The 21950-nt window shown below is 63.3% G+C and carries 16 protein-coding genes and 3 pseudogenes; 16 read left to right on the top strand and 3 right to left on the bottom strand.

Annotation, left to right across the window (positions count from 1 at the left end):
• Positions 1-21: 21 nt before the first annotated feature.
• From ACQY4Y_RS16985 to ACQY4Y_RS16995, 3 genes and pseudogenes are all read left to right on the top strand, one after another.
• Positions 22-219: pseudogene (locus tag ACQY4Y_RS16985) on the top strand (ABC transporter substrate-binding protein); the annotation flags it as partial.
• Between the two features lie 37 nt (positions 220-256).
• On the top strand, positions 257-829 hold the full coding sequence (locus tag ACQY4Y_RS16990; RefSeq protein ID WP_428491779.1) for a hypothetical protein: 573 nt from the start codon (positions 257-259) through the stop codon (positions 827-829).
• Positions 799-2136, top strand: a complete 1338-nt coding sequence (locus ACQY4Y_RS16995; protein ID WP_428491780.1) for a tetratricopeptide repeat protein — start codon at positions 799-801, stop codon at positions 2134-2136. The genes ACQY4Y_RS16990 and ACQY4Y_RS16995 overlap by 31 nt, the downstream gene beginning before the upstream one ends.
• Before the next feature lie 74 nt (positions 2137-2210).
• On the opposite strand, the gene ACQY4Y_RS17000 is transcribed toward ACQY4Y_RS16995, so the two are convergent.
• Positions 2211-4007, bottom strand: a complete 1797-nt coding sequence (locus tag ACQY4Y_RS17000; protein ID WP_428493659.1) for a M3 family oligoendopeptidase — start codon at positions 4005-4007, stop codon at positions 2211-2213.
• Positions 4008-4123: 116 nt separating this feature from the next.
• Here ACQY4Y_RS17000 and ACQY4Y_RS17005 point away from each other — a divergent pair, with 116 nt between their 5' ends.
• From ACQY4Y_RS17005 to ACQY4Y_RS17040, 8 genes and pseudogenes are all read left to right on the top strand, one after another.
• Positions 4124-5833, top strand: a complete 1710-nt coding sequence (locus tag ACQY4Y_RS17005) for an AMP-dependent synthetase/ligase (RefSeq protein ID WP_428491781.1) — start codon at positions 4124-4126, stop codon at positions 5831-5833.
• 164 nt (positions 5834-5997) lie between these two features.
• Positions 5998-6201 carry a 50S ribosomal protein L32 gene (rpmF, locus tag ACQY4Y_RS17010; RefSeq protein WP_428491782.1) on the top strand — a complete coding sequence of 68 codons (204 nt, stop codon included), beginning with the start codon at positions 5998-6000 and terminating at the stop codon, positions 6199-6201.
• Positions 6202-6232: 31 nt separating this feature from the next.
• Positions 6233-7240, top strand: a pseudogene (plsX, locus tag ACQY4Y_RS17015) (phosphate acyltransferase PlsX); the annotation flags it as partial.
• A 351-nt stretch (positions 7241-7591) separates the two neighbouring features.
• Entirely contained in the window at positions 7592-8563 is a 972-nt protein-coding gene (locus ACQY4Y_RS17020) for a beta-ketoacyl-ACP synthase III (RefSeq protein ID WP_428491783.1), read from the top strand.
• A gap of 94 nt (positions 8564-8657) precedes the next feature.
• Positions 8658-8969, top strand: coding sequence for an integration host factor subunit alpha (locus ACQY4Y_RS17025; RefSeq protein WP_428491784.1), 312 nt, complete (start codon positions 8658-8660; stop codon positions 8967-8969).
• 102 nt (positions 8970-9071) lie between these two features.
• Positions 9072-9309: pseudogene (locus ACQY4Y_RS17030) on the top strand (MerR family transcriptional regulator); the annotation flags it as partial.
• A 959-nt stretch (positions 9310-10268) separates the two neighbouring features.
• Positions 10269-11705, top strand: coding sequence for an Ig-like domain-containing protein (locus ACQY4Y_RS17035; RefSeq protein WP_428491785.1), 1437 nt, complete (start codon positions 10269-10271; stop codon positions 11703-11705).
• Between the two features lie 318 nt (positions 11706-12023).
• Positions 12024-12917: a hypothetical protein gene (locus tag ACQY4Y_RS17040; protein WP_428491786.1), complete on the top strand. Its 894-nt coding sequence runs from the start codon at positions 12024-12026 to the stop codon at positions 12915-12917.
• 11 nt (positions 12918-12928) lie between these two features.
• Here the strand turns inward: ACQY4Y_RS17040 and ACQY4Y_RS17045 are convergent, their stop codons facing one another.
• Entirely contained in the window at positions 12929-13903 is a 975-nt protein-coding gene (locus ACQY4Y_RS17045) for an IS1595 family transposase (RefSeq protein WP_428491787.1), read from the bottom strand.
• Here ACQY4Y_RS17045 and ACQY4Y_RS17050 point away from each other — a divergent pair.
• Positions 13839-14246 (top strand): DUF6471 domain-containing protein, encoded by a 408-nt coding sequence (locus ACQY4Y_RS17050; RefSeq protein ID WP_428491788.1) that lies wholly within the window; start codon positions 13839-13841, stop codon positions 14244-14246. The genes ACQY4Y_RS17045 and ACQY4Y_RS17050 overlap by 65 nt on opposite strands.
• A gap of 18 nt (positions 14247-14264) precedes the next feature.
• Here ACQY4Y_RS17050 and ACQY4Y_RS17055 read toward each other — a convergent pair whose 3' ends face one another.
• Positions 14265-15785 (bottom strand): hypothetical protein, encoded by a 1521-nt coding sequence (locus ACQY4Y_RS17055; protein WP_428491789.1) that lies wholly within the window; start codon positions 15783-15785, stop codon positions 14265-14267.
• Positions 15786-16147: 362 nt separating this feature from the next.
• Between ACQY4Y_RS17055 and ACQY4Y_RS17060 the strand changes: the two genes are divergently transcribed.
• Genes ACQY4Y_RS17060 through ACQY4Y_RS17075 form a run of 4 tightly spaced genes read left to right on the top strand, consistent with a single transcriptional unit; the run spans position 16148 to position 21927 of the window.
• Positions 16148-18088 carry an extracellular solute-binding protein gene (locus tag ACQY4Y_RS17060; protein WP_428491790.1) on the top strand — a complete coding sequence of 647 codons (1941 nt, stop codon included), beginning with the start codon at positions 16148-16150 and terminating at the stop codon, positions 18086-18088.
• Between the two features lie 46 nt (positions 18089-18134).
• A complete protein-coding gene (locus ACQY4Y_RS17065) occupies positions 18135-19211 on the top strand; it encodes a microcin C ABC transporter permease YejB (protein ID WP_428491791.1) in 1077 nt (358 codons plus the stop codon).
• Positions 19211-20254, top strand: a complete 1044-nt coding sequence (locus ACQY4Y_RS17070) for an ABC transporter permease (RefSeq protein WP_428491792.1) — start codon at positions 19211-19213, stop codon at positions 20252-20254. Before ACQY4Y_RS17065 ends, ACQY4Y_RS17070 begins: the two co-directional genes overlap by 1 nt.
• Complete coding sequence (locus ACQY4Y_RS17075; RefSeq protein ID WP_428491793.1) at positions 20251-21927, top strand: ABC transporter ATP-binding protein; 1677 nt, start codon at positions 20251-20253, stop codon at positions 21925-21927. Before ACQY4Y_RS17070 ends, ACQY4Y_RS17075 begins: the two co-directional genes overlap by 4 nt.
• Positions 21928-21950 lie beyond the last annotated feature (23 nt).

The raw sequence follows: 21950 nt of genomic DNA on the forward strand, positions 1-21950 counted from the left end.
GACGATTAGCCGTTCAAGGATGTCCGGGTGTGCCGAGCGATGAATTGTGCGATCGATCGGCAAGGCCTGTGCAGCCTGCTGAATGGCATCGCCAAGCCGAGGGTTGTGCTGTGTCCGCCGGGCAATCAGTATTTCGGCGATCCGACGGAGCACTACGACCACGATCCGGCCAAGGCGAAGGCGTTGCTGAGGCAAGTTACGGTCCGGACAAGCCGCTGAAGGCCAAGATCATAACTCGACGTCCGGGTCAGGCCAGATGCTGCCGATTTCGATGAATGAGTTCCTGCAGCAGAAATTCGCTGGCGTCGGCATGCAGATCGATTTCGATGAGGTCGAATGGGGTGCCATCCGCAGTGATCCGAATGCCCCGGAGTCGCACGGCGATCAGGGCATCAACATAAGCCTCAGTTCGGTCGACCCGTCTTCGATGTTCCGATATTACGCGAAGGACAGTTTCTCGCCCACCACCTACAATTGGGGCCATTCCGATGACGCCACGGTCACCGCGGAGCTGAAACAGGCGCAGTCGAGTTTCGACCCGGCCGAGCAGACCAGGCTGCTGGCCGCAGCTCATGGCAAGATGGTGGACCAGGCGCCCTGGCTGTTCTTCGCGTATGACATCAATCCGCGCGATGTCGAAAAAGGCCCAGGGTTTCGCGCCGTTGCAGAGCTGGTTCGTAGATTTCACCCAGATTTCGATGGCTTAATCCGTTTCACCCGACGTCGAAACGTTCCCCGGCGGCTTGAAGCGCGCTGCCATCCGGCCATACTCCCGCGAGTCGAAACGGGAGTACCAGGATGTTCCAGGATTGCCGCGGCCTGCCCCTAACCACGGTTTCAGGCCAGGCGGTTGCCGCCTTCGATCATGCCGTCGACAGTTACTTGGGCTATCGCGTCGATATGCCAGAGCGGGTGGCCGAGGTATTTGCCGCCGACCCCGACTTCGTCCTGGCGCACTGCCTGATGGGCTACCTGCTGCTGATGGGCTTCCGATCCGATACCCTGGGCGCGGCGCGCACCGCCCTGGCCGCCGCCCGGCAAGGCAACGCGACAGCGCGCGAAAAAGCCCATGCCCAGGCGCTGGCACACTGGATCGAGGGCGACCCAGACCAGGCGGTGGCGGTATGGGACGACATCCTGCGCCAACATCCGCACGACATCCTTGCGTTCCGGCTTGCACATTTCGTCAATTTCTGGTCCGGCCGGCCGCAGGCGATGCTGGCCTCGGTGCTCTCGGTCGAGCGGCACTGGAGCGACGCGCTGCCCGGCTTCGTCGCAATCCTGGGGTGCCGCTGCTTCGCGCACGAGGAAGCCGGATCTTACCTTCAGGCCGAGAATGCAGGGCGTGAAGCGGTCCGCCTCGATCCGACCGACCTGTGGGCCGCGCATGGCGTGGCACATGTGCTGGAAATGACCGGACGCCGGCTGGAAGGCATCGCCTGGGTCGAGGGTCTGCAGTCAGGCTGGTCTGCCGGCAACAACCTGAAGCACCATCTGTGGTGGCACCAGGCGATGTATCACCTGGAGCTCGGTGACTTCGCCAAGGTGCTGGAACGCTACGACGCCGGTTTTCGCGATCTAGCGTCGCCGCTGACGGGGATCGCGCCGGATCTCTATATCGACGTGCAGAACGCCGCCTCGATGCTGTTCCGTCTGCGGCGCCACGGCGTCGACGTCGGCGATCGCTGGGCCGAACTGGCCGACAAAGCCGAGACCCGGATCGGTGATTGCCAATCGGCATTCACCTTGCCGCACTGGATGATGGCACTGGCAGCGACCGGGCGCGACCAAGCCGCCGCTTCCATGTTGTCCGGAATGCGCGACTTCGCCGCTGGCGAGCAGCCGATCGCCAGGCTGGTGGCCGAGGTCGCCCTGCCGGTTACCGAGGCGGTGCTGGCGAACGGGCAGGGCCGCCACGCCGATGCGGTGGCCGCGATGCGCCTGGTGATCGGCGAGATGCACCGGATGGGCGGCAGTCATGCTCAGCAGGACGTGCTCGAGCAGGTTTTTCTCGATTCAGCACTGAAGGCTGGGGCAGATCGCGATGCGCGCATGTTGCTGCAGCGTGTGGCCGGGCGAAACCCCATTCCGCCGGAGCGCCGGCGCGGTTACGCGATGGCCGCTGGGCTGCTGTGATGGCTGCCGGGCTACTGTGCTGAGCGCTCCCTCCCGCTCGATTCCTCAATCGCTCGCCGCCTCAAGCGCTCGCTTCAAGCATCGCTCGCTTCAAGCTCATCGATAAAGCCCGAGATCACGTCCAGCCCCTTGTTCCAGAACGCCGGATCCGATGCATCCAGCCCGAACGGGGCCAGCAGTTCCCTATGACGCTTGGTGCCGCCGGCCCGCAGCATATCGAGATACTTCGCCTGGAAGCCCAGGTGCCCGGACTGGAACACCGCATACAAGGCGTTCACCAGACAGTCCCCGAACGCATAGGCATAGACATAGAACGGCGAGTGGATGAAGTGAGGCACATAGGACCAGAACACGCTGTACTCGGGAGTAAACTCGAACGCCGGCCCCAGGCTCTCGGCCTGCACCTGCATCCATAGTTCGCCGATCCGCTCCGGCAGCAGTTCTCCCGACCGACGCTCGTCGTGCAGCAGCGTCTCGAACTGATAGAAGGCCACCTGGCGGACCACGGTGTTCAGCATGTCCTCGGTTTTTGCCGCCAGCATGATGCGGCGCTGACCGGGCGTGGCAGTATCCAGCAGCGAGCGGAAGGTCAGCATCTCACCGAACACACTCGCGGTTTCCGCCAGGGTCAGCGGCGTGTGCGACATCAGCGCGCCCTGCGGGCCGGCCAGCACCTGATGCACGCCGTGGCCAAGTTCGTGCGCCAGCGTCATCACGTCACGCGTCTTGCCGTGATAGTTTAGCAGCAGGTAGGGATGCACGCTTGGCACCGTCGGGTGCGCGAACGCGCCACCCGACTTGCCCGGGGTCAGCCGCGCATCGATCCACGGCTTGTCGAAGAAATCTTGCCCGACCTTGGCCAGTTCGGGGCTGAACGCGCGATACGCCCCCAGCACCTGTTTGGTCGCATCCGGCCATGCGATCAGCCGGTCGTCATCGTTCGGCAACGGTGCGTTGCGGTCCCAGTGCTGCAGCTTCGACAGCCCAAGCCATTTGGCCTTCATCCGATAGTAGCGATGGGATAGCCGCGGATAGGATTGCCGCACCGCGGTCGCCAGCGCGTCGACGACTTCGTCTTCCACCATGTTGGCCCGGTTGCGCAAGCTGCCGGGGCGAGGATAGTGCCGCCAAGTGTCCTCGATCTCCTTATCCTTGGCCAGCGTGTTGGTGATCAGCGAGAATAGCCGGATGTTGTCGCCAAACGCCGCGCCGATAGCCTTGCCGGCCGCCTCGCGCACCGACCGGTCGCGGTCGGACAGCCGGTTCAGCGTGTCGCTGACGGTCAGCGTCTCGCCGTTCAGCCCGATGCGCATGGCCGCGACGGTCTCGTCGAACAGCCGCACCCAGGCGGCGTTGGCGGTTAGGTCCCGCTCATGGTTCAATTTTTCCAACTCGTCGCTGAGTTGGTGCGGGCGGAAAACTCGCAGGTCGCGCAGCCACGGCCGGTAGCGCGCCAGCGCCGGATCAGCCAGCTTGGCTTCCAGCAGTGCGTCATCGATCCGGTTCAGTTCCAGCGGAAAGAAAATCAGGTCGCTGCTGATCGCGGTCACCCGCTCGTTCACCGTCTGGTAGAACCGCCCGATCACCGGATCCGTCGAATCGCCGGCGAACAGCAGTTGAGCATAAGACGCGATCCGGCCCAGGACCTCCTGGATACGCTCATATTCGGCGATCACCGCGGCCAACGCCGCTCCCGACAGGGTCGGCAGCGTCCCGCCATGGCCCTGGGCGAAGCGTTTTGCCGTCTGCTCGGCCCGCGCCAAATCGGCCGACACGGCGGGATCGTCGGCGGAAGCATATAGGTCGGACAAGTCCCAGGCCGGGAGAGCGTGGGTCGCGGTGGCGGCTGCGTCATTCATCGCGGATTTCATGTCCCTGGTCTGCTGCATGCTGGCGTCATGTAGGCTACAGGAGGCGAACGTCAAAGGGCGCGCGTCAAACGGCGCGACTGGGCCCGAGCCTGACCGAACCGGGCAGCGGAGGATGCGTGCAAGGCAACCCGACATGGCCGAACCTGGCCTCGATGATGTTCGCGCTGGCCCGGCAATGGCCTTCGCGGCCGATGCTGCGGGGCTGGCGCGACGGCGTCTGGCACACCATCCGCTGGGGCGAGTTCGCCCGCATGGCCGCGTCCTGCGCTCGAAATCTGCGTCAGGCCGGCGTCGCGGCCGGCGACCGCGTCTTGCTGTGCATGGAGAACCGGGCTGAATTCCCGCTGATCGAGACGGCGCTGATGGCGATCCAGGCGGTGCCGGTGCCGGCCTACACGACCAATACGGTGGACGACCACGCCCACCTGCTGCGCGACTCCGGGGCGCGCACCGCGGTGGTGTCCTCTGCTGCCCTGGCCGATCGTCTGCTGGCGGCCGCCGCCAAGGGAAATGGACTGCGACTGCTTATCGTCACCGATGGCCTCCCAAGCGTCGATGCCGGCGCCGCCAGGGTGCTACCGTGGGCAGACCTGATCGAGGATCAGCGCACGCCCGACGACGTCGCCGCCGAAGTCGCCGATATCCCGCCAACCGCGCTGGCCTGTCTGATCTACACCTCTGGAACCGGCGGGTCGCCGCGCGGCGTGATGTTGCCGCACCGCTGCATCCTGTCCAACTGCGCCGGCGCCGCCGAACTGGTGCGGCCGCTGCGGCTGCACGACGAGGTGTATCTGTCCTACCTGCCGGTGTCGCACGCCTATGAACACACCGTCGGACAGTTCTTCATGCTCAGCCTCGGCACCGAGATCGTCTACGCCCGCGGCGTCGAGCATCTGGCGGCCGATATGCTTACCGTGCGCCCCACCATCTTGACCGCCGTGCCCCGCGTGCTGGAGGTCATCCGCATGCGCGTGCTGACGCAGCTCGCGCGCGAGACACCGTTCCGCCAACACCTGTTCCGGACCGCGGCCGCGATCGGCCTGAAGCGGGTGGACGGGGAGCGGCTGACGCTGTTCGAACGGCTGCTCGATCCGCTGCTGGATCGCCTGGTGCGGGCCAAGGTGCGGGCGCGATTCGGCGGCCGCCTGGTCGCCGCGATGTCGGGCGGGGCGCGGCTGGAGCCGGAGGTCGGCCGCTTCTTCCAATCGCTCGGCATGACTATCATGCAGGGCTACGGTCAGACCGAGGCAGGGCCGGTGATCAGTGCCAATCCACCGGATGCGATCCGCATCGACACCGTCGGCAAGCCGCTTGCCGGGGTCGATGTGCGGATCGCCGAGGACGGCGAGATCCTGGTGCGCGGCGGACTGGTGATGGACGGCTACTGGAACCGCCCGCGCGACACCGAGGCGACGATCCGCGACGGTTGGCTGCATACCGGTGATATCGGTGAACTCGAGCAGGGCTACCTGCGCATCACCGACCGAAAGAAGGACATGATCGTGCTGTCCGGCGGCGAAAACGTCTCGCCGGCCAAGATCGAGGGCATGCTGATGGCCGAAACCGAGATCGCCCAGGTGGTCGTTACCGGCGAGGGCCGCAGCGGCGTCAGCGCGCTGGTGGTCCCCGCGGAGGGCTACGACGACGTGGGGGTGGCGGTGGCGATCAGTCGGACAAATTACCGCTTGTCGGTCACTGAGCGCGTCCGCAAGCATGCCGTAGTGTCCCCGTTCACCATCGACAACGGACTGCTGACGCCGTCGCAGAAAATCCGACGCGTCTTGGTGATGCGGGCCAATGCCCATATTCTGGCTCTGCTGCACTAAAAGGACGAGATGGTTGGGGGAACGGGTTGTTGGATTGATCAGCCATTGCGATGGCGCGGTTGCTCTGCTAGAGGGCGCGGCTCGCGTTTTTGTCCGATCGTGGATTTCTGTCAGGCCTCGCGCGATGCGCGGGGCACCTGTCGTTAGAGAAGGGGCGATGTCCCATGGCTGTACCCAAACGAAAGACTTCACCGTCGCGGGCCGGGATGCGCCGCAGCCACCAGGCCCTGCCGCAAGAAGCGCATGCCGAATGTCCCAACTGCGGCGAGACCAAGCGTCCGCATCACGTCTGCAGCCATTGCGGATATTACAACGGGCGGGAAGTGGTCGCGGCCGGCAAGCCGCTACGGGGCGCTGTCCGGATCTGAGTCCGGGTCGCGACGCACCCATGGTTCGCTCGTGACCAGCGGTCCCTTCACCCTGGCGGTGGACGCGATGGGTGGCGACAATGCCCCCGATATGGTCGTCCAGGGCCTGGAGATTGCGGCGGAACGCCATCCCTCGGCCCGTTTCCTGCTGGTCGGTGATGAAGCGGCGTTGTCGGCGTTGCTGGCCCGCAACCGCCGCGCTCGCGGCGCCTGCACCGTTCGCCACGCACCCGACGTGATCGGCAACGAGATGAAGCCGACCGCGGCGCTGCGTAGCCGGCGATCGTCGATGCGCGTCGCGGTCGATGCGGTGGCGAGCGGGGAGGCGTCAGGCCTGGTGTCGGCCGGCAACACCGGCGCGTTGCTGGCGTTGGCCAAGATCGTCATCAAGTCGCTGCCCGGGATCGACCGCCCGGCAATGGCCGGCATCGGGCCGTCCGCGCGGGGCGATGTCGTGATGCTGGACCTTGGTGCCAATGTGCAGTGCGACGTGCGCAACCTGGTGGAATTCGCGGTGATGGGGGATGTGTTCGCGCGCACCGTGCTGGGTCTTACCGCCCCTACTGTCGGCCTGCTGAATGTCGGGTCGGAAGAGCTGAAAGGCAATGATACGGTCCGCGAGGCGGCCGAAATCCTGCGCGCCAGTCATCTCGGCCCGCAGTTTTGGGGCTTTGTCGAGGGCCACGATATTGCCGCCGGCACCACCGATGTCATCGTCACCGACGGCTTTACCGGAAATGTCGCGCTGAAGACCGGCGAGGGCGCGCTTAAGCTCATCGTCGAGTTCCTGAAGCAGATCTTCAGCGGCAGCCTGCTCGGCAAGTTGGCCTACCTGCTGGTGCGCCCGGGTCTGGATCGGCTGCGGGAATGGCTGGATCCGCGCCGTTACAACGGGGCGGTGATGGTCGGGTTGAACGGCGTCGTGGTCAAATCGCACGGTGGCACCGACGCACAAGGCTTTGCTCACGCCGTCGATGTCGCCATGGACATGGTCACGCATCGGTTCAACGATCGAATCCGCGAGGACCTGGCGCGGATCGCGTTGGACAAGCCGGAGGACAAGCCAGAGCCGAGCGAGGATACCGAAGCCGATCGCAACGACCGCGAGGTCTCGGTTGCCGGCGATGCATCCGCCATGGCCTCACAGGCCGGCCAACCGCCACCCGACCAGCGTCGCAGCGGTGAAGCGTGTTGCAACGGCCAGCGCCGCAACGAGCGACCGGCCCGAAACGGGCACGCCCCCCAAGCGGAATCCCTGAAGCAGCAGCTCCCCAACGTCTCGCCTTACGGGCCGGCATCCGAACCGCTCATGGGGGACCCGCACGCGGGTGGTCCCCGCCCGGGCAGCAACGACGATCCTCAGTTCGCCACCGCCTGATCAGGACCCGTGATGCCGCTTCGTTCCATCCTTGCCGGCTGTGGCGGCTATCTTCCCGAACGGATCGTCAGCAACGACGAACTGTCCCGAACCGTCGATACATCTGATGAATGGATCCGGGAGCGCACCGGGATCAGACAGCGTCACTTCGCCGCCAGCCATGAGACGGCAGCGTTCATGGGCGCAGAGGCTGCGCGCGCCGCACTTGCCGACGCCGGCGCCACCGCCGCCGATGTCGATGCGATCATCCTGGCGACCAGCACGCCGGACCAGGCGTTTCCGGCGACCGCGCTGCGGGTGCAGGCGGAACTTGGGGTCAACCGGGGCTTCGGTTTCGACCTCTCGGCTGCCTGCGCCGGTTTCATCTACGCCCTGTCCGTCGCCGACGGGTTGATCCGAGCCGGGCAGGTGCGCGGGGTCTTGGTGATCGGCAGCGAGGTTTACTCGCGTATCCTGAACTGGCAGGACCGAGGCACTTGTGTGCTGTTCGGCGATGGAGCAGGGGCGGTGTTCCTGCGTGCCAGCGATCCGCGTGACGACGACCGGCGCGGCGTGCTGTCCACCCACATCCATGCCCAGGGCAGCCTGGGCAATATTCTCTACATCGATGGCGCTGTCGGCCAACCCGACCGGCCCGGCCACTTGGTGATGAATGGGCGAGAGGTCTTTCGCCACGCGGTCACGCGATTGGCCGAGGCGGTGGATGAGGCGCTTGCCGCCAACGGCTTGACCTATGCCGACATCGACTGGCTGGTGCCGCATCAGGCAAATAGCCGTATTATCAACGCCATGGGCAAGAAGCTGGGGTTGCCATCGGAGCGTGTCGTGATGACGGTGGACCGCCATGCCAATACATCGGCAGCCTCCGTCCCGCTGGCTTTAGCCGAGGCTCGCGCTGACGGGCGCATCCGCGGCGGCGATCTTATGCTGCTGGAGGCGCTTGGCGGCGGCCTGGCCTGGGGATCGGCCTTGGTCAGACTGTGAGCTCGACGTTAGGACCGGCCGCAAACCCCTGATCCATTAAGATTTTTACAGCGAAATCTTGACGTGCCGGCATGATCTGCATAGCGTCGGGCTCATGCTGACCATTACCCGCGCCCACATCGCCGAAATGATCTACACGCAGATTGGGCTTTCGCGCAATGATTCGGCCGATCTGCTGGAAGATGTGCTGGAGCGTGTGGCCGGCCGCCTGGAACAAGGTGAATCTGTTAAAATCAGTGGCTTCGGAACCTTTTCTATTCGACAGAAAGGGCGCCGCATCGGTCGCAATCCTAAAACCGGCGAGGAAGTGCCCATTCTGCCGCGCCGGGTGCTGGTATTCCGCCCCAGCCACGTCCTGAAGGCGCATGTCAACGGCACGACGCCCGGTACGGACGACGATGAATGATCCGGTTCACATAACGCCTGATCCCGGGGGCGATCCGTGGACTCGCCCGTGAGCGGTGACTTGACCCATGACGACATCGATCACCGCGTGCGGTCCCGGCCGAAGAAGGCCCCCAATGCTTTTCGCACAATCAGTGAGGTAGCAGACGATCTTCACATCCCGCAGCATGTCCTGCGGTTCTGGGAGACGAAGTTTCCGCAAGTCAGGCCGTTGAAGCGCGGCGGCGGCCGGCGCTACTACCGCCCCGACGACATCGTGCTGCTGCGGCGGATCGCCGATCTGCTCTACACTCAGGGCTACACGATCAAGGGCGTGCAACGACTGCTGCGCGAAGGCGGCGGTCAGTTGTCCGACGATATCCCGCCACCGACGGCGGACGAACGCGCCGCCGCCGAGGCCGAGAAGGCGGCGCTCGCTCCCACCGAACCGCCGCTGATCCCGGGGCTCGAACTGGTTTCGCCGCCGCCGGTGCTGGCGCAAGTGGTTCGCGGCATCATTCGCCCGCGCCCCGATGGCGAACAGGAACGGCTGCGTGTTCTCCTGCTGGAGGCGCTGGGCGAACTCGAGGCGCTCAGGGCACGGCTGGGGTAGGCTGCGCGAGGCCCGGGCCTGATACGACAGTCTACAGATCAGTCGCCACACCTCGTGCTTGTCGACAGTGGCTCCCTGTAATCGAAATCATTCTCCGCGGCCTCGAACAGTATCAGTTTGCCTAACAGCGTCGGGGAAGCGCGCATTGAGATGATGCGGGCGGTGTCACGGGCCCATCGGACGCAGCGGTCGCTTTCTCGTGGACGACCGGACCACTCCTTACGGTTTCAGATATGTCGTGGTATGAAATGACTATCAGGTCATTTCGCCCTGGGAGTTCTCTGCCTAACCGAGTCCGACCGTTCGAGGCGCTAGCGGCGCGGTGCGCTCCTTCCGGCAGCGACCCGGCGTCGAGTGGTGAGCGCGACCATGGCGTACCCCGATTGGACACGGTGATTGCTCACCGACTTGGCCACCGCGCATGCCAAAAGGGGGTTCGCAGGCTTGTTGCAGGAGCCTCGAGCCCAGGCGCTTGCTCACCGTCGACGATTGGGGTCGGAACCATCGAGCGCCGAGGGGCGCCACGACCGTCTGGAGAACGTCGACGACCGTGAAGGGAAGGTTACTTTCTGGCTACAAGCCAAGCGAGAGATTGAAGATCGTAACTCGAAAAGAACAACCACTGGTTTATGAATTTTAGAGTATACAACCGCATGTTCGGCCGTTATATTCGCCGCAGAAACAATCAAATCGAGTGAGTCAATCAGCATGTCAGCGTCGAGCATCACGATCTCCACCATTGCCGGTGACGACATCCTCAACGCTGGGGAGGCGGCCTCCGACCTGCCCATTAGCGGCACCACCACAAACGTCGCGGACGGCCAGACCGTTACGGTCATGTTCAACTCCGGGACTTTTACTACGACGGTGGCGAGCAATGCCTGGACGTTGGATATCCCGGCAGCCGACCTTGCTCCTGCCGTGTTGCCAGACGGCCCCCATACGGTATCGGCGGACGTCACCGATCCCGCTAATGGCTCAGCGAATATGACCCGAACCCTGACGGTGGACGAGACACCGCCGGCGGTGACGGCGGCGCTGACAACTGACACCGGCGCCTCGTCAACCGACGGGGTGACCAGGGACGACGCGCTGAACGGCACAGGCGACGCCAACGCGACGGTGACCTTGACGGAAGGCGGCGTCACGCTCGGCACCACCACCGCGGACAACACCGGCGCGTGGAGCTTCACCCCCTCCAACCTGGCCGATGGGTCGCATACCATCACCGCCAGCGAGACCGACGCCGCCGGCAACACGGGTACGACTTCCGTCACCTTCACCTTCGACACCACCGCACCGGTGGCGCCCAGCGCCCTTGTACTATCGGCGGCCTCGGACAGCGGGGCCTCCAACTCGGACGACATCACCAATGTCCCCCTGCCCACGTTCACCGGCGTTGGTGAGGATGGTGCCACTGTCACCCTGCTCGACGGCAGCACCACGATCGGCACCGGCACGGTCTCCGGCGGCGCCTGGTCGGTCAGCGCCACCACGGCGCTGACCGAAGGCGCCAACAACATCACCGCCACGCAGACCGACGCGGCGGGCAATACCTCCTTGGCCTCCAGCGTACTGAACGTCACCCTCGACACCATCCCCCCGGCGGTGACGGCGGCGCTGACAACCGATACCGGCGTCTCGTCAACCGACGGGGTGACCAGGGACGACGCGCTGAACGGCGCCGGCGACGCCAACGCGACGGTGACCTTGACGGAAGGCGGCGTCACGCTCGGCACCACCACCGCGGACAACACCGGCGTGTGGAGCTTCACCCCCTCCAACCTGGCCGATGGGTCGCATACCATCACCGCCAGCGAGACCGACGCCGCCGGCAACACGGGTACGACTTCCGTCACCTTCACGGTATTAGGTAGCAGTCGCCACCACAGGATAGAGGCGCGGCGCCGTGGCTTAGCCTACCATATGTGGCATGTCGAATTCATTTGTAATCAGCGGCTTGGTCGAGAAGCGCGCGGAGTTATCAGGTCTCATCACAGACCTGGAAGAGCGCACGCACCAAGCCCGCGCGGACATGGCGCACATAGACGCGGCGTTGAAGCTCTTCGATCCGGATTCAGTCCCGCAGAACATAAGGCCAAAGGCTCCCGCTGCGGCGCGCTCCGGGTTCTTCGCCAACGGTGAGATATCCCGCCGCTGCCGTGAGGCTGTCAGGCGAGCCAATGGTGATCCCATTTCAGCCGAGGATATCGTCCGGTGGACCATGTCGGAGAAGGGGCTTGACCCGGAGGACGCCAAAATCCGTTACAACATGATCAAGCGGTTTCTCGGTGCGCTGCATCGGCTGCAAATGTCCGGCGCAATCGGCAAGATAGGGCACGGGCTGGGTGCGCGATGGACGCGGCGCCCTTGAGGATTGTTAAAGAAGACTCAATGATTTGAGTCTCTTAGTATTTACCTAACCCATTGACTCTAAAACGGTTTTCCTTCTACAATGGCTGCATGAGTCGCGCAGAGTTTACGATTGCCTATGACGGACCGGCGCTGCGCGAGCACGCAATGGATGTAAGGGACTTGGCGCCAGCAATGCTAGGTCTGGGTCAACTCTTTGATGCGGCGAATACAATTCTCAACGGCGACATCGCCCGCGTCAAAGTTCAAGTTAAGGCCACCGAACCGGGGTGTTTTCAGATTACGTTTGAAGTTATTCAAACGGTCGGCGAACATCTTATGGCTCTGCTTACCGGTCCGGGCATTACTGCCGCCAACAACTTGGTCGGTCTTTTGGTCGGCGTTCCAACAATGGGTGTCGGGCTCATTGGCTTAATCAAACGCTTCAAGGGCGGTGAATTAGATAAAGTCGAGCCACTACCCGAGAACATCGTGCGCTTGATTAGCGGCACTGAGCAAATAGACGTACCGACGGCTTTATTGCGATTATATCAGGATATAGCGGTTCGTACCGCTGCGCAAAAAGTGATCGAGGAACCCCTGAGAAAAGAGGGAATTAACTCATTCGAAGTTCGAGAGAAAACCAGAGAGATTGTCAGAGTCACAGAGTCTGAAGCTTCTTACTTTGCAAAGCCCCATATCCCAGATGCAACTTTGGTTGATGATACTCGGGTCACCGCGTTCTCCATAATTTCTCTTGCTTTCAAAGAAGATAATAAATGGCGGCTCAATGACGGAACCAATGCAATCAGCGCCGCGATCGAGGACGCTGGCTTTTTGAGCAAAGTCGATACCAATCAGATATCTTTCTCCAAGGGTGACATCTTGCTTTGCAAGGTTAGGGTTGTCCAAAAACAAACCGATGGCGGCCTTAAAACAGAGTACACGGTGGTGCAAGTTATTGAGCATCGTCCGGGCATCAGACAAATTCCTCTGCCTCTGTAACCGGCCGCAAACTAATTAGCACGCTGCCAATACCCGCACCAATCAACCGAGGTAGGCGCCAACATCGCCAGCCCCGCTACGGCTTTGACCTGCTGGCCGTTGGCAACCCGGCGGTAATCCTCACGCCACGCGCTTTCCTGGGCATAGCGGACCAGATAGCGGCCTGCGATGTGGTGATGATGTCCAATCTCGGCCCGGCGCATCCGGGAGAAGAACTCCTCCGCACCGTTCGTGTAGACGCCTGAGCCGTCGCTGTAGAGCTTGCCGTGGTCAATCCGGGCCACGTCAAACCCGGCATGTAGGGCGTTCCAAGACGACGCTTCGTCAACCACGATCCTCGAAACCGGGCTCACCCGCTGGACGATGAACCCCATAGCGTCCACCTCGGCATTGAAGACGGCTGGGACGGTACGGCCACCGCGCTCTTTGACCACCACTACGACCTGACGCTTTCCGTTCTGGTTTTTGGCAAGGCGTCGGTCGCGGCGGTTCTCGCGATGGTTGGCAGGCTTCACGTACCCACCGAAGTAGCCGCCATCGATTTCGACAGTCTCGCCCTCGCCCCCGACGCGCATCCCCTTCAGTTCGAACGCCATCGCCTCCCGCAGCTTATGCGCCAGGACAAATGCGGTCTTGTATTGGCAATCCAAATCACGGGAGAGAGCCAACGCGCTCTTGCCCTTAACCTCGTTCACGAAGATGGCGATGGCCGCGAGGTATTGCCGCAGCGGCATCTTGTGGAATGCAAACAGGGTGCCGCTCGTGATGCTGAAGTCCTTGCGACACGCCTTGCAACGGAACCGCAGCGCGCCGGATGGGCGGCGGCATTCATAGACGGTCGGGCAACCGCAGTGCGGGCAGATTGCCTTGCCTTCATCCCAACGTACGGCCCGAAACACAGTCTCAGCTTCCAAGGCCGTCATGCGCATCACCGACGCTAGCGAGAGCGTCCGGGCTTTGGCTGAGAGAAGGAAATGCTGTGACATCATCGTATCCGGTGTTGATGCACCGAATATGATGACAAACAACCCTGTTGTCAATGGTCAAAACATCGAATATGATGATCTAAACACTGAATCCGGAGATGGTATGGCGACAGATATTGAATGGCAAAATCTGGTGAAGGGTATGCTCCGAGCGGAGCTGAAGCGCCGGAACGTCGGTTATCGTGAATTGGCGGTGAAGTTAGGAGAGATCGGCGTTCAAGAAAGCGAGCGGAACATAGCTAACAAGATCAGCCGAGGAGGATTTACGGCCGTGTTTTTTGTCCAGTGCCTCGTTGCAGTCGGTTGCCACACACTGCGATTGGGAGAACCTGCAGACGGTTAGCGTCTTTCACAATGTGGCTTAGAAAGATTGAACAATTAAGCTTCCAACGAAAATTACAGGCCACGCAGATGCCGCCAACAAAATTGCAACGATGGTCCAGGCTCTCCCTTCACGGGAGCCCGTTTGGTATGCCGCCGCCATAAGAATGCAGCCGAGAAGGATTGCCGGAAATTGTGGATGGACTGGCTTCGCCACGTTTGGGCGGCGGCGTGGGCTTCCGATGTCAAGTGGACGGATGTCGCGATTGTCCTGTTCACCTTTGGACAGGTGTGGATTGGCATTCAGCAAGCAAAAATTGCTCGGCGACAAACAGGGATCGCTGACGAAACCCGCGACATAGCTGTGTCTGCCCTTGGCCGCCCGTACGTTTTTATCGAGCGAGTCACTCACAACTATTCGGATTGCTATCGGGGAGATTCCGAAAGACTGCGGTTCATCTTCCAACTTGTAAATCACGGGAGTGGTCCGGCTGTTATATTGGGAGTATTTGCCGATGTCATCCTTAGCCCGGGTCCGATCAGTCTTAACCGGCAAGAAGAGAGCCCATTGACTCCATTTCCACCGAAGACGTCTTTTCCCCTCACGGGCTATCATATTTGGTCGGCTTACACTAAAATCGAACTTAGACCGCAAGAAGAGAGCTGGCGTTACGATTCTATCCCGTTCATCCTCCGCGCCGGAGAAAGCAGCCGCATCTTTGAAAGCGAAGCGTTTTGGACTTTCCCTCGGCCAGAGACCCCGGATTACAATCGCCTCCCTTTCATAATTCCAAGTGGGCATCACGGGACTGCGCCTTGGTTGATCGCCAGCGTCCGATATGAAAGCCCGTTCGGTACGAAGCATCATACCGGCTTGAGCGCACGCGGCCGCATGAATAGCGGCGCTGATCCATATAACGAGAAACCATTTACCGACCGTACCTAAACGCGGCCTGTGGTGGCGACTGCTACCTAATACCGTGTAGATGCCGCTGCCGGCGTTGTAGCTGCCGGCTCCGAGGTTGGTTAACCCGCCATTCGCCGCGGCCGACAGCTTCACCGTCAGGGTTTCAGTCTGGCCGACATTCAGATCGCCGATCACCACCCAGGCGAACGGCGCAATCGATGTGTGATCGGTGGCCGCTTGGCTGGCGACGGTATTGCCGATCGTCGGCGCCAGGGTGCCGGCGGTGACGATCACCGAGGTAGTGCTGTCGCTGACGCTGGACCCGGCGGCATCGGTGTCGCTGATCCGGAACACGGTGGTGACGGTCTGACCCGGCGCCACCTGCTGGGGGGTCGGTGTGAAGGTCAGCGCGTCGAGGTCGCGGGTAACGGCTGCGGCCGAACCGCTGTCGGTATAAACGCCTCTCAGGGGATCGAAGGTGCCGCTGCCGAGATTGGTCAGCGTGCCGTTTGCGGCGGCTGACAGCGTTACCGTAACGGTCTCGGTCTGGCCGGTGTCATCGCCGATCGTGGCGCCGGCCAACGGCACGATCGTGGACTGATCGCTGATCCGCTGGCTGGCCTGGCTGCCGCTCAAACTGAGGGAAAGGGGCATGCGAGCGGTTACAGTTCAGCTATGGAACGGCCGAACGGCTGATTTGCACGAGAAGGGTTAAAAACTGGTTAAGCGGAGGCGTGTCAGAGCTGGCTTTCGCGCCGAATTTGGTTGCAAAAGCTTCAGGCCAATCGTTTGCGACTAGACGAGCTTGGCGCGGAACGGCCGCGGTGGCACGGCAATCCGGTTCCGCTTGCCACCGAGGGGCGCGAGCATCCGAAGTAAACCCCGGGCGCTGTGCCACCGGTTCGGAGCGGCGTCACGTTGCCGACAGCGCCGGCAAAAAGCCGTGCTCGCGCGGAACCCGGCTGACGAACCGGGACAGCACAGGCTATCATGCCGGAAATACGGGAGGCAGAAAAATGCGCCTGCGATGGGGACTTGCGGTGGCAGCCTGGCTAGCTGCCGCCGGCGCGGCGACGAATGCCCAGACAGCCGCGGCCCAGACACCCGTGGCCCAGACACCCGCGGCCCAGGCACCGACGGCCTCGACGCCAGCCGGCGCCGAGCAACCCGCGGCGGCAAAACCTGCCCCGGCGGGGCAGCCGCTGCGCACCTACGGCCTTTCGCTGATGGGCAAGCTCGGGCTGCCTCCGGACTTCAAATCGTTCGACTATGTCAACCCGGATGCGCCGAAGGGCGGCGAGGTCGCGCTCAGCAGCGTCGGCACCTTCGACAGCTTCAACCCTTTCATCATCAGGGGTACCGCCCCCGGCGACATTGCCAGGGTCTGGGACTCGCTGACCAAATCGGACGCCGACCAGGCGGAGACCGAATACGGGCTTCTCGCGAAGGTGATCGAGGTGCCATCCGACCGCATGGGCGTCGCCTTCGAGCTGCGGCCGGAGGCGAAGTTCAACGACGGCACGCCGGTCACCGCCGAGGACGTCGCCTGGACCTTCGAGACGCTGCGCGAAAAGGGCCGGCCGTTCTTCCGGCAATACTACGCCGATGTCGCCTCGGTGACGGTCGAGGGACCGCGGCGGGTGGTGTTCCACTTCAAGTCCGACAATAACCGCGAACTGCCGCTGATCCTGGGGCAGATGCCGGTCCTGCCGAAGCACTGGTGGGCGGGGCGCGATTTCGAAAAGCCGCTGACCGATCCGCCGCTGGGATCGGGGCCCTATCGGGTCGGCCATTTCGAGTTCGGCCGCACGATTTCGATGGATCGGGTGCCCGACGTCTGGTCGAAGGACCTGCCGGTGATGCGGGGGCTGAACAATTTTGATCGCAGGCGGACCGAATACTTCCGTGACGGGACGGTGGCGCTGGAGGCGTTCAAGGCCGGACAGATCGACTTCCGCGAGGAAAACGTCGCCAAGGACTGGGCCACCGCCTACGACTTTCCAGCGGTGCAGCAGGGGCTGGTGAAAAAAGAACTGTTGCCGCACAAGCTGCCGACCGGCATGCAGGGTTACGGCATGAACACTCGCCGGCCGTTGTTCCAGGATGTCCGGGTACGGCACGCGCTGGCGATGGCGTTCGATTTCGAATGGGCCAACAAAAACCTGTTCTATGGCGCCTACACCAGGACCAAGAGCTATTTCAGCAACAGCGACCTGGCGTCGAGCGGCATTCCCGAGGGCAAGGAACTGGCGCTGCTGGACAAGTATCGCGACCAACTGCCGCCCGATCTGTTCACCAAGCCGTTCGAGCTTCCGGTCACCGACGGAACCGGCGACAACCGCGCGGAATTGCGCGGTGCCCTGGCGCTGCTGGAGCAGGCCGGGTGGAAGGTCAAGGATCGCAAGCTGGTCAACGCCCAGGGTCAACCGTTCCGCTTCGAGATCCTGCTGGACCAGCCGGCGTTCGAGCGGGTGTCCCTGCCCTACGTGCAATGGCTGGCGCGCCTGGGCATCGAGGCTCACGTGCGGACCGTCGATCCGGCTCAGTTCCAGCGCCTGACAGATACTTACGACTTCGACATGATCGTGGTCACCTATGGCGAATCGGAAAGTCCGGGCAACGAGCAGACCGGCTACTGGACCTGCGGCGCCGCCAAGCCGGAGGGCGGCTGGAACCTGATGGGGGTGTGCAATCCGGTGATCGATGACCTGGTGCACCGGGTGGTGTCGGCCCCGGATCGCGCCGACCTGGTGGTTGACGTGCATGCGCTGGACCGGGTGCTGCTGGCCGGGTGGTATGTGGTGCCGCAGTGGTACTTGCAATCGGTGCGCGCGGCATTCTGGGACCGCTTCGGCAACCCCGGCAAGCCGGTGCGCACCGGGCTGGAATTCGACAGTTGGTGGGTCGACCCGGTGAAGGCCGCCGCGATTGCCGCCGCCCGGAGCCACGGGCCTTGAGCGGTCGCCAGGGTCGGTTGCCCGCCATAAGGGGCATCGAGGCCTAATGGGCGCCTATCTGATTCGTCGTCTGTTGCTGGTGATACCGACGTTGTTGGGCATCATCACGATCAACTTCGTGGTCGTGCAGTTCGCCCCCGGCGGCCCGGTGGAACAGATGATCGCCGAACTGAAAGGCGGCGGCGCGGTGACCGGACGTATGACCGGTGCGGGCACCGCCGAGGTGATGCCGGTGAACGACGGCCATTACCGCGGCGCGCGCGGCCTGGACCCGCACATGGTGGCCAACATCAAGAAGATGTTCGGCTTCGACAAGCCGGCGCCGGAACGCTTCCTGCTGATGCTGCGCGACTATCTGACCTTCAATCTCGGGCGCAGCTTCTTTCAGGACCAGCCGGTGATGAAACTGATCCGCGAGAAATTGCCGGTCTCGATCTCTTTGGGACTATGGTCGACGGTGCTGGTGTATTTCGTTTCGATCCCGCTGGGCATCGCCAAGGCGGTGCGCGACGGCAGCCGCTTCGACGTGTTCAGCAGTGCCGCGGTGCTGGTCGGCTATGCGGTGCCGGGCTTCCTGTTCGCGATCCTGCTGGTGGTGCTATTCGCCGGCGGCAGTTTCGTGCAGTGGTTCCCGATGCGGGGTCTGCACAGCATGGGCAGCGGGTCCTGGAGCCTGCCGGCGCAAATCGTCGATTACCTGTGGCACATGGTGCTGCCGACCATCGCCCTGGTGGTCGGCGGGTTCGCCGGGTTGACCGTGCTGACCAAGAACTGCTTCCTGGAAGAGATCCGCAAGCAGTATGTGATCACCGCCCGAGCCAAGGGAGCCAGCGAACAGCGGGTGTTGTACCGTCATGTTTTCCGCAATGCGATGCTGTTGATCATTGCCGGATTTCCCGCGGCGTTCATCGGTATCCTGTTTTCCTCGGCGCTGCTGGTCGAGATCATCTTTTCGCTCGACGGACTGGGGCTGTTGGGGTTCCAGGCGGCGATCCAGCGCGACTACCCGGTGATGTTCGGCACGCTTTACGTGTTCACCTTGCTGGGCCTGCTGATGCAGATCGTCGGCGACCTGCTGTACACCGTGGTGGACCCGCGGATCGATTTCGAGGCCCGGCAATAGTGCAGCTTTCGCCGCTGACTCGCCGGCGATTGGCGATCTTCCGGGGCCATCGGCGCGGCTACTGGTCGCTGTGGATCTTCCTGGTGTTGTTCGGCCTGTCGTTGTTCGCCGAGTTTTTGGCCAACGACAGACCGATCCTGATCCGCTACGATGGTCATTGGTACGTGCCGGTGCTGCATGACTACAGCGAGGACACCTTTGGGTCCGGTTTCATGCCGACCGAGGCGGATTACATGGATCCGGAAGTGCAAGCCTCGATCAACGCCCACGGCTGGATGATCTGGCCGGCGATCCGTTACAACTACCATACCGTGGTGCGCCATCCGTCCACGCCGGCGCCGTCGCCGCCGGATGGCAAGAACCTTCTGGGCACCGATGACCAGGCCCGCGACGTGCTGGCTCGGGTGATCTACGGATTTCGCCTCTCGGTCCTGTTTGGCTTTACCCTGACGGTCATCTCGTCGGTGATCGGCATCACCGCCGGTGCCATCCAGGGCTATCGCGGCGGTCTGGTGGACCTGCTGTTCCAGCGCTTCATCGAGATCTGGTCCGGGATGCCTCAGCTTTATCTGCTGATCATCCTGGCCAGCATCATCACACCCAGCTTCTGGGTCTTGCTGGTGTTCCTGCTGCTGTTCAGTTGGATGAACCTGACCGGCGTGGTACGGGCGGAGTTTCTGCGCGGCCGCAACCTGGACTATGTCCGCGCCGCCAAGGCGCTGGGGGTGTCGGACGCCGCGGTGATGTGGCGCCATATTCTGCCCAACGCCATGGTGGCGACACTCACCTTCCTGCCGTTCACGCTGTCCGGTTCGGTCACCATCCTGGCCAGCCTGGACTTCCTGGGCTTCGGACTGCCGCCGGGGTCGCCGTCGCTGGGGGAACTGGTGTCGCAGGGCAAGAACAACATCCAGGCGCCCTGGCTGGGAATCACCGCATTCGTCGTGCTGGGCGGGCTGCTGACGCTGCTGGTGTTCATCGGCGAGGCAGTGCGCGATGCGTTCGATCCGCGCAAGACGCCGCGCATCGGGCGGCGCAAATGACCCGAGCGGGGCAAACCAGTCTGGCCGGGCAAACCAGTCTGGCCGGGCAAACCAGTCGAGCGGGCCATACCAGCCTGGTCAATGTCGAAGATCTGACGGTTGCCTTCGGTGGCCGCGTGGTGGTGAACCGCGTCGGATTTAACCTGGATCGCGGCGAGTCGCTGGCGCTGGTCGGCGAAAGTGGTTCCGGCAAATCGTTGACCGCGCTGTCGTTGCTGCAATTGCTGCCGCCGGGCGCCACCTGCCGGGGCCATGTGATGGTGGATGGCCAGAGCACGATCGGCGGCGGCGACCGGCTGCTGCGCCGGCTGCGTGGCGGCGTCGCCGGCATGGTGTTCCAGGAGCCGATGACCAGCCTCAATCCGCTGGCCAGGATCGGCAAGCAGATCGCGGAGGCGGTTCGGCTGCACCAGCGCGTCACCAAGAATGCGGCGCGCGCCAGGGTGATCAAGTTGCTGGGCGAGGTCGGGTTTCCCGATGCGGCGCACCGACTGGACGCCTATCCACATCAATTGTCCGGCGGCCAGCGGCAACGGGTGATGATCGCGATGGCGCTGGCGAACGACCCGGCGCTGCTGATCGCCGACGAGCCCACTACGGCGCTGGACGTAACGATCCAGGCGCAGATCCTGAAGCTGCTGGCAAAGGAGAAATCAGCGCGCGGCCTGGCGCTGCTGCTGATCAGCCACGACCTGGCAATCGTGCGGCGCTACGCCGACCGGGTCTGCGTGATGAAGAACGGCGGCGTTGTGGAGGCCGGGCTGGTGTCGGAGGTGTTCGACAACCCGCGCCATCCCTACACCAAGCTGCTGCTGGCGGCCGAACCGCGCGGCCGGCCGTTGCCGCTGCGACCCGACACGCCGACGCTGATCCAGGGTTCCGGGGTGAAGGTGCATTTCCCGGTGCGTCGCGGCGTGTTGCGGCGGACGGTGGGACATATCCGCGCCGTTGATGGCGTCGACGTGGTGGTGCACGAAGGCGAGACCGTCGGGCTGGTCGGCGAAAGCGGATCGGGCAAGTCCACCATGGGGTATGCGCTGCTGCGCCTGGTGCGGGCGCAGGGCTGCATCCGCTTCGACGGCACCGACCTTGCGAAGCTGGACAAACGTCGGCTGCGGCGACTGCGCGCCGATATGCAGATCGTGTTTCAGGACCCGTTCGGCAGCCTGTCGCCTCGGCTGACGGTGGCGGAGATCGTCGCCGAGGGCCTGGCGGTGCACGAGCCCTCGCTGTCGCGCGCCGAACGCGGCCTGCGGGTGGCGGCGGCGCTCGAAGAGGTCGGCCTCACTGCCGATATCGGCGACCGCTACCCGCACGAATTCAGCGGTGGGCAGCGCCAGCGCATCGCCATTGCCCGAGCGATGGTACTGAAGCCGAGGTTCGTGGTGCTGGACGAACCGACCAGCGCGCTGGATATGTCGGTGCAGGCGCAAATCGTCGACCTGCTGCAAATGCTGCAGCATGACCATAGCCTGGGTTATCTGTTCATTAGCCACGATCTGCGGGTGGTTCGGGCGCTGGCGCACCGCATCGTGGTGTTGCGCCACGGCGTGGTCGTCGAGCACGGACCTGCCGATGAGGTGCTGGCGCGGCCGCGACACGAATATACCCGGGCACTGATGGCGGCGGCGTTCACGCTGGACGCGGACGACAGCGTGGTGGTGGAAGAATAGGTCGTTGGTGGATCCGGGCGATA

Origin of the sequence: Rhodopila sp., from assembly GCF_965277165.1 — a bacterium.
In the GTDB taxonomy this organism is placed as follows: Bacteria; Pseudomonadota; Alphaproteobacteria; order Acetobacterales; family Acetobacteraceae; genus Rhodopila.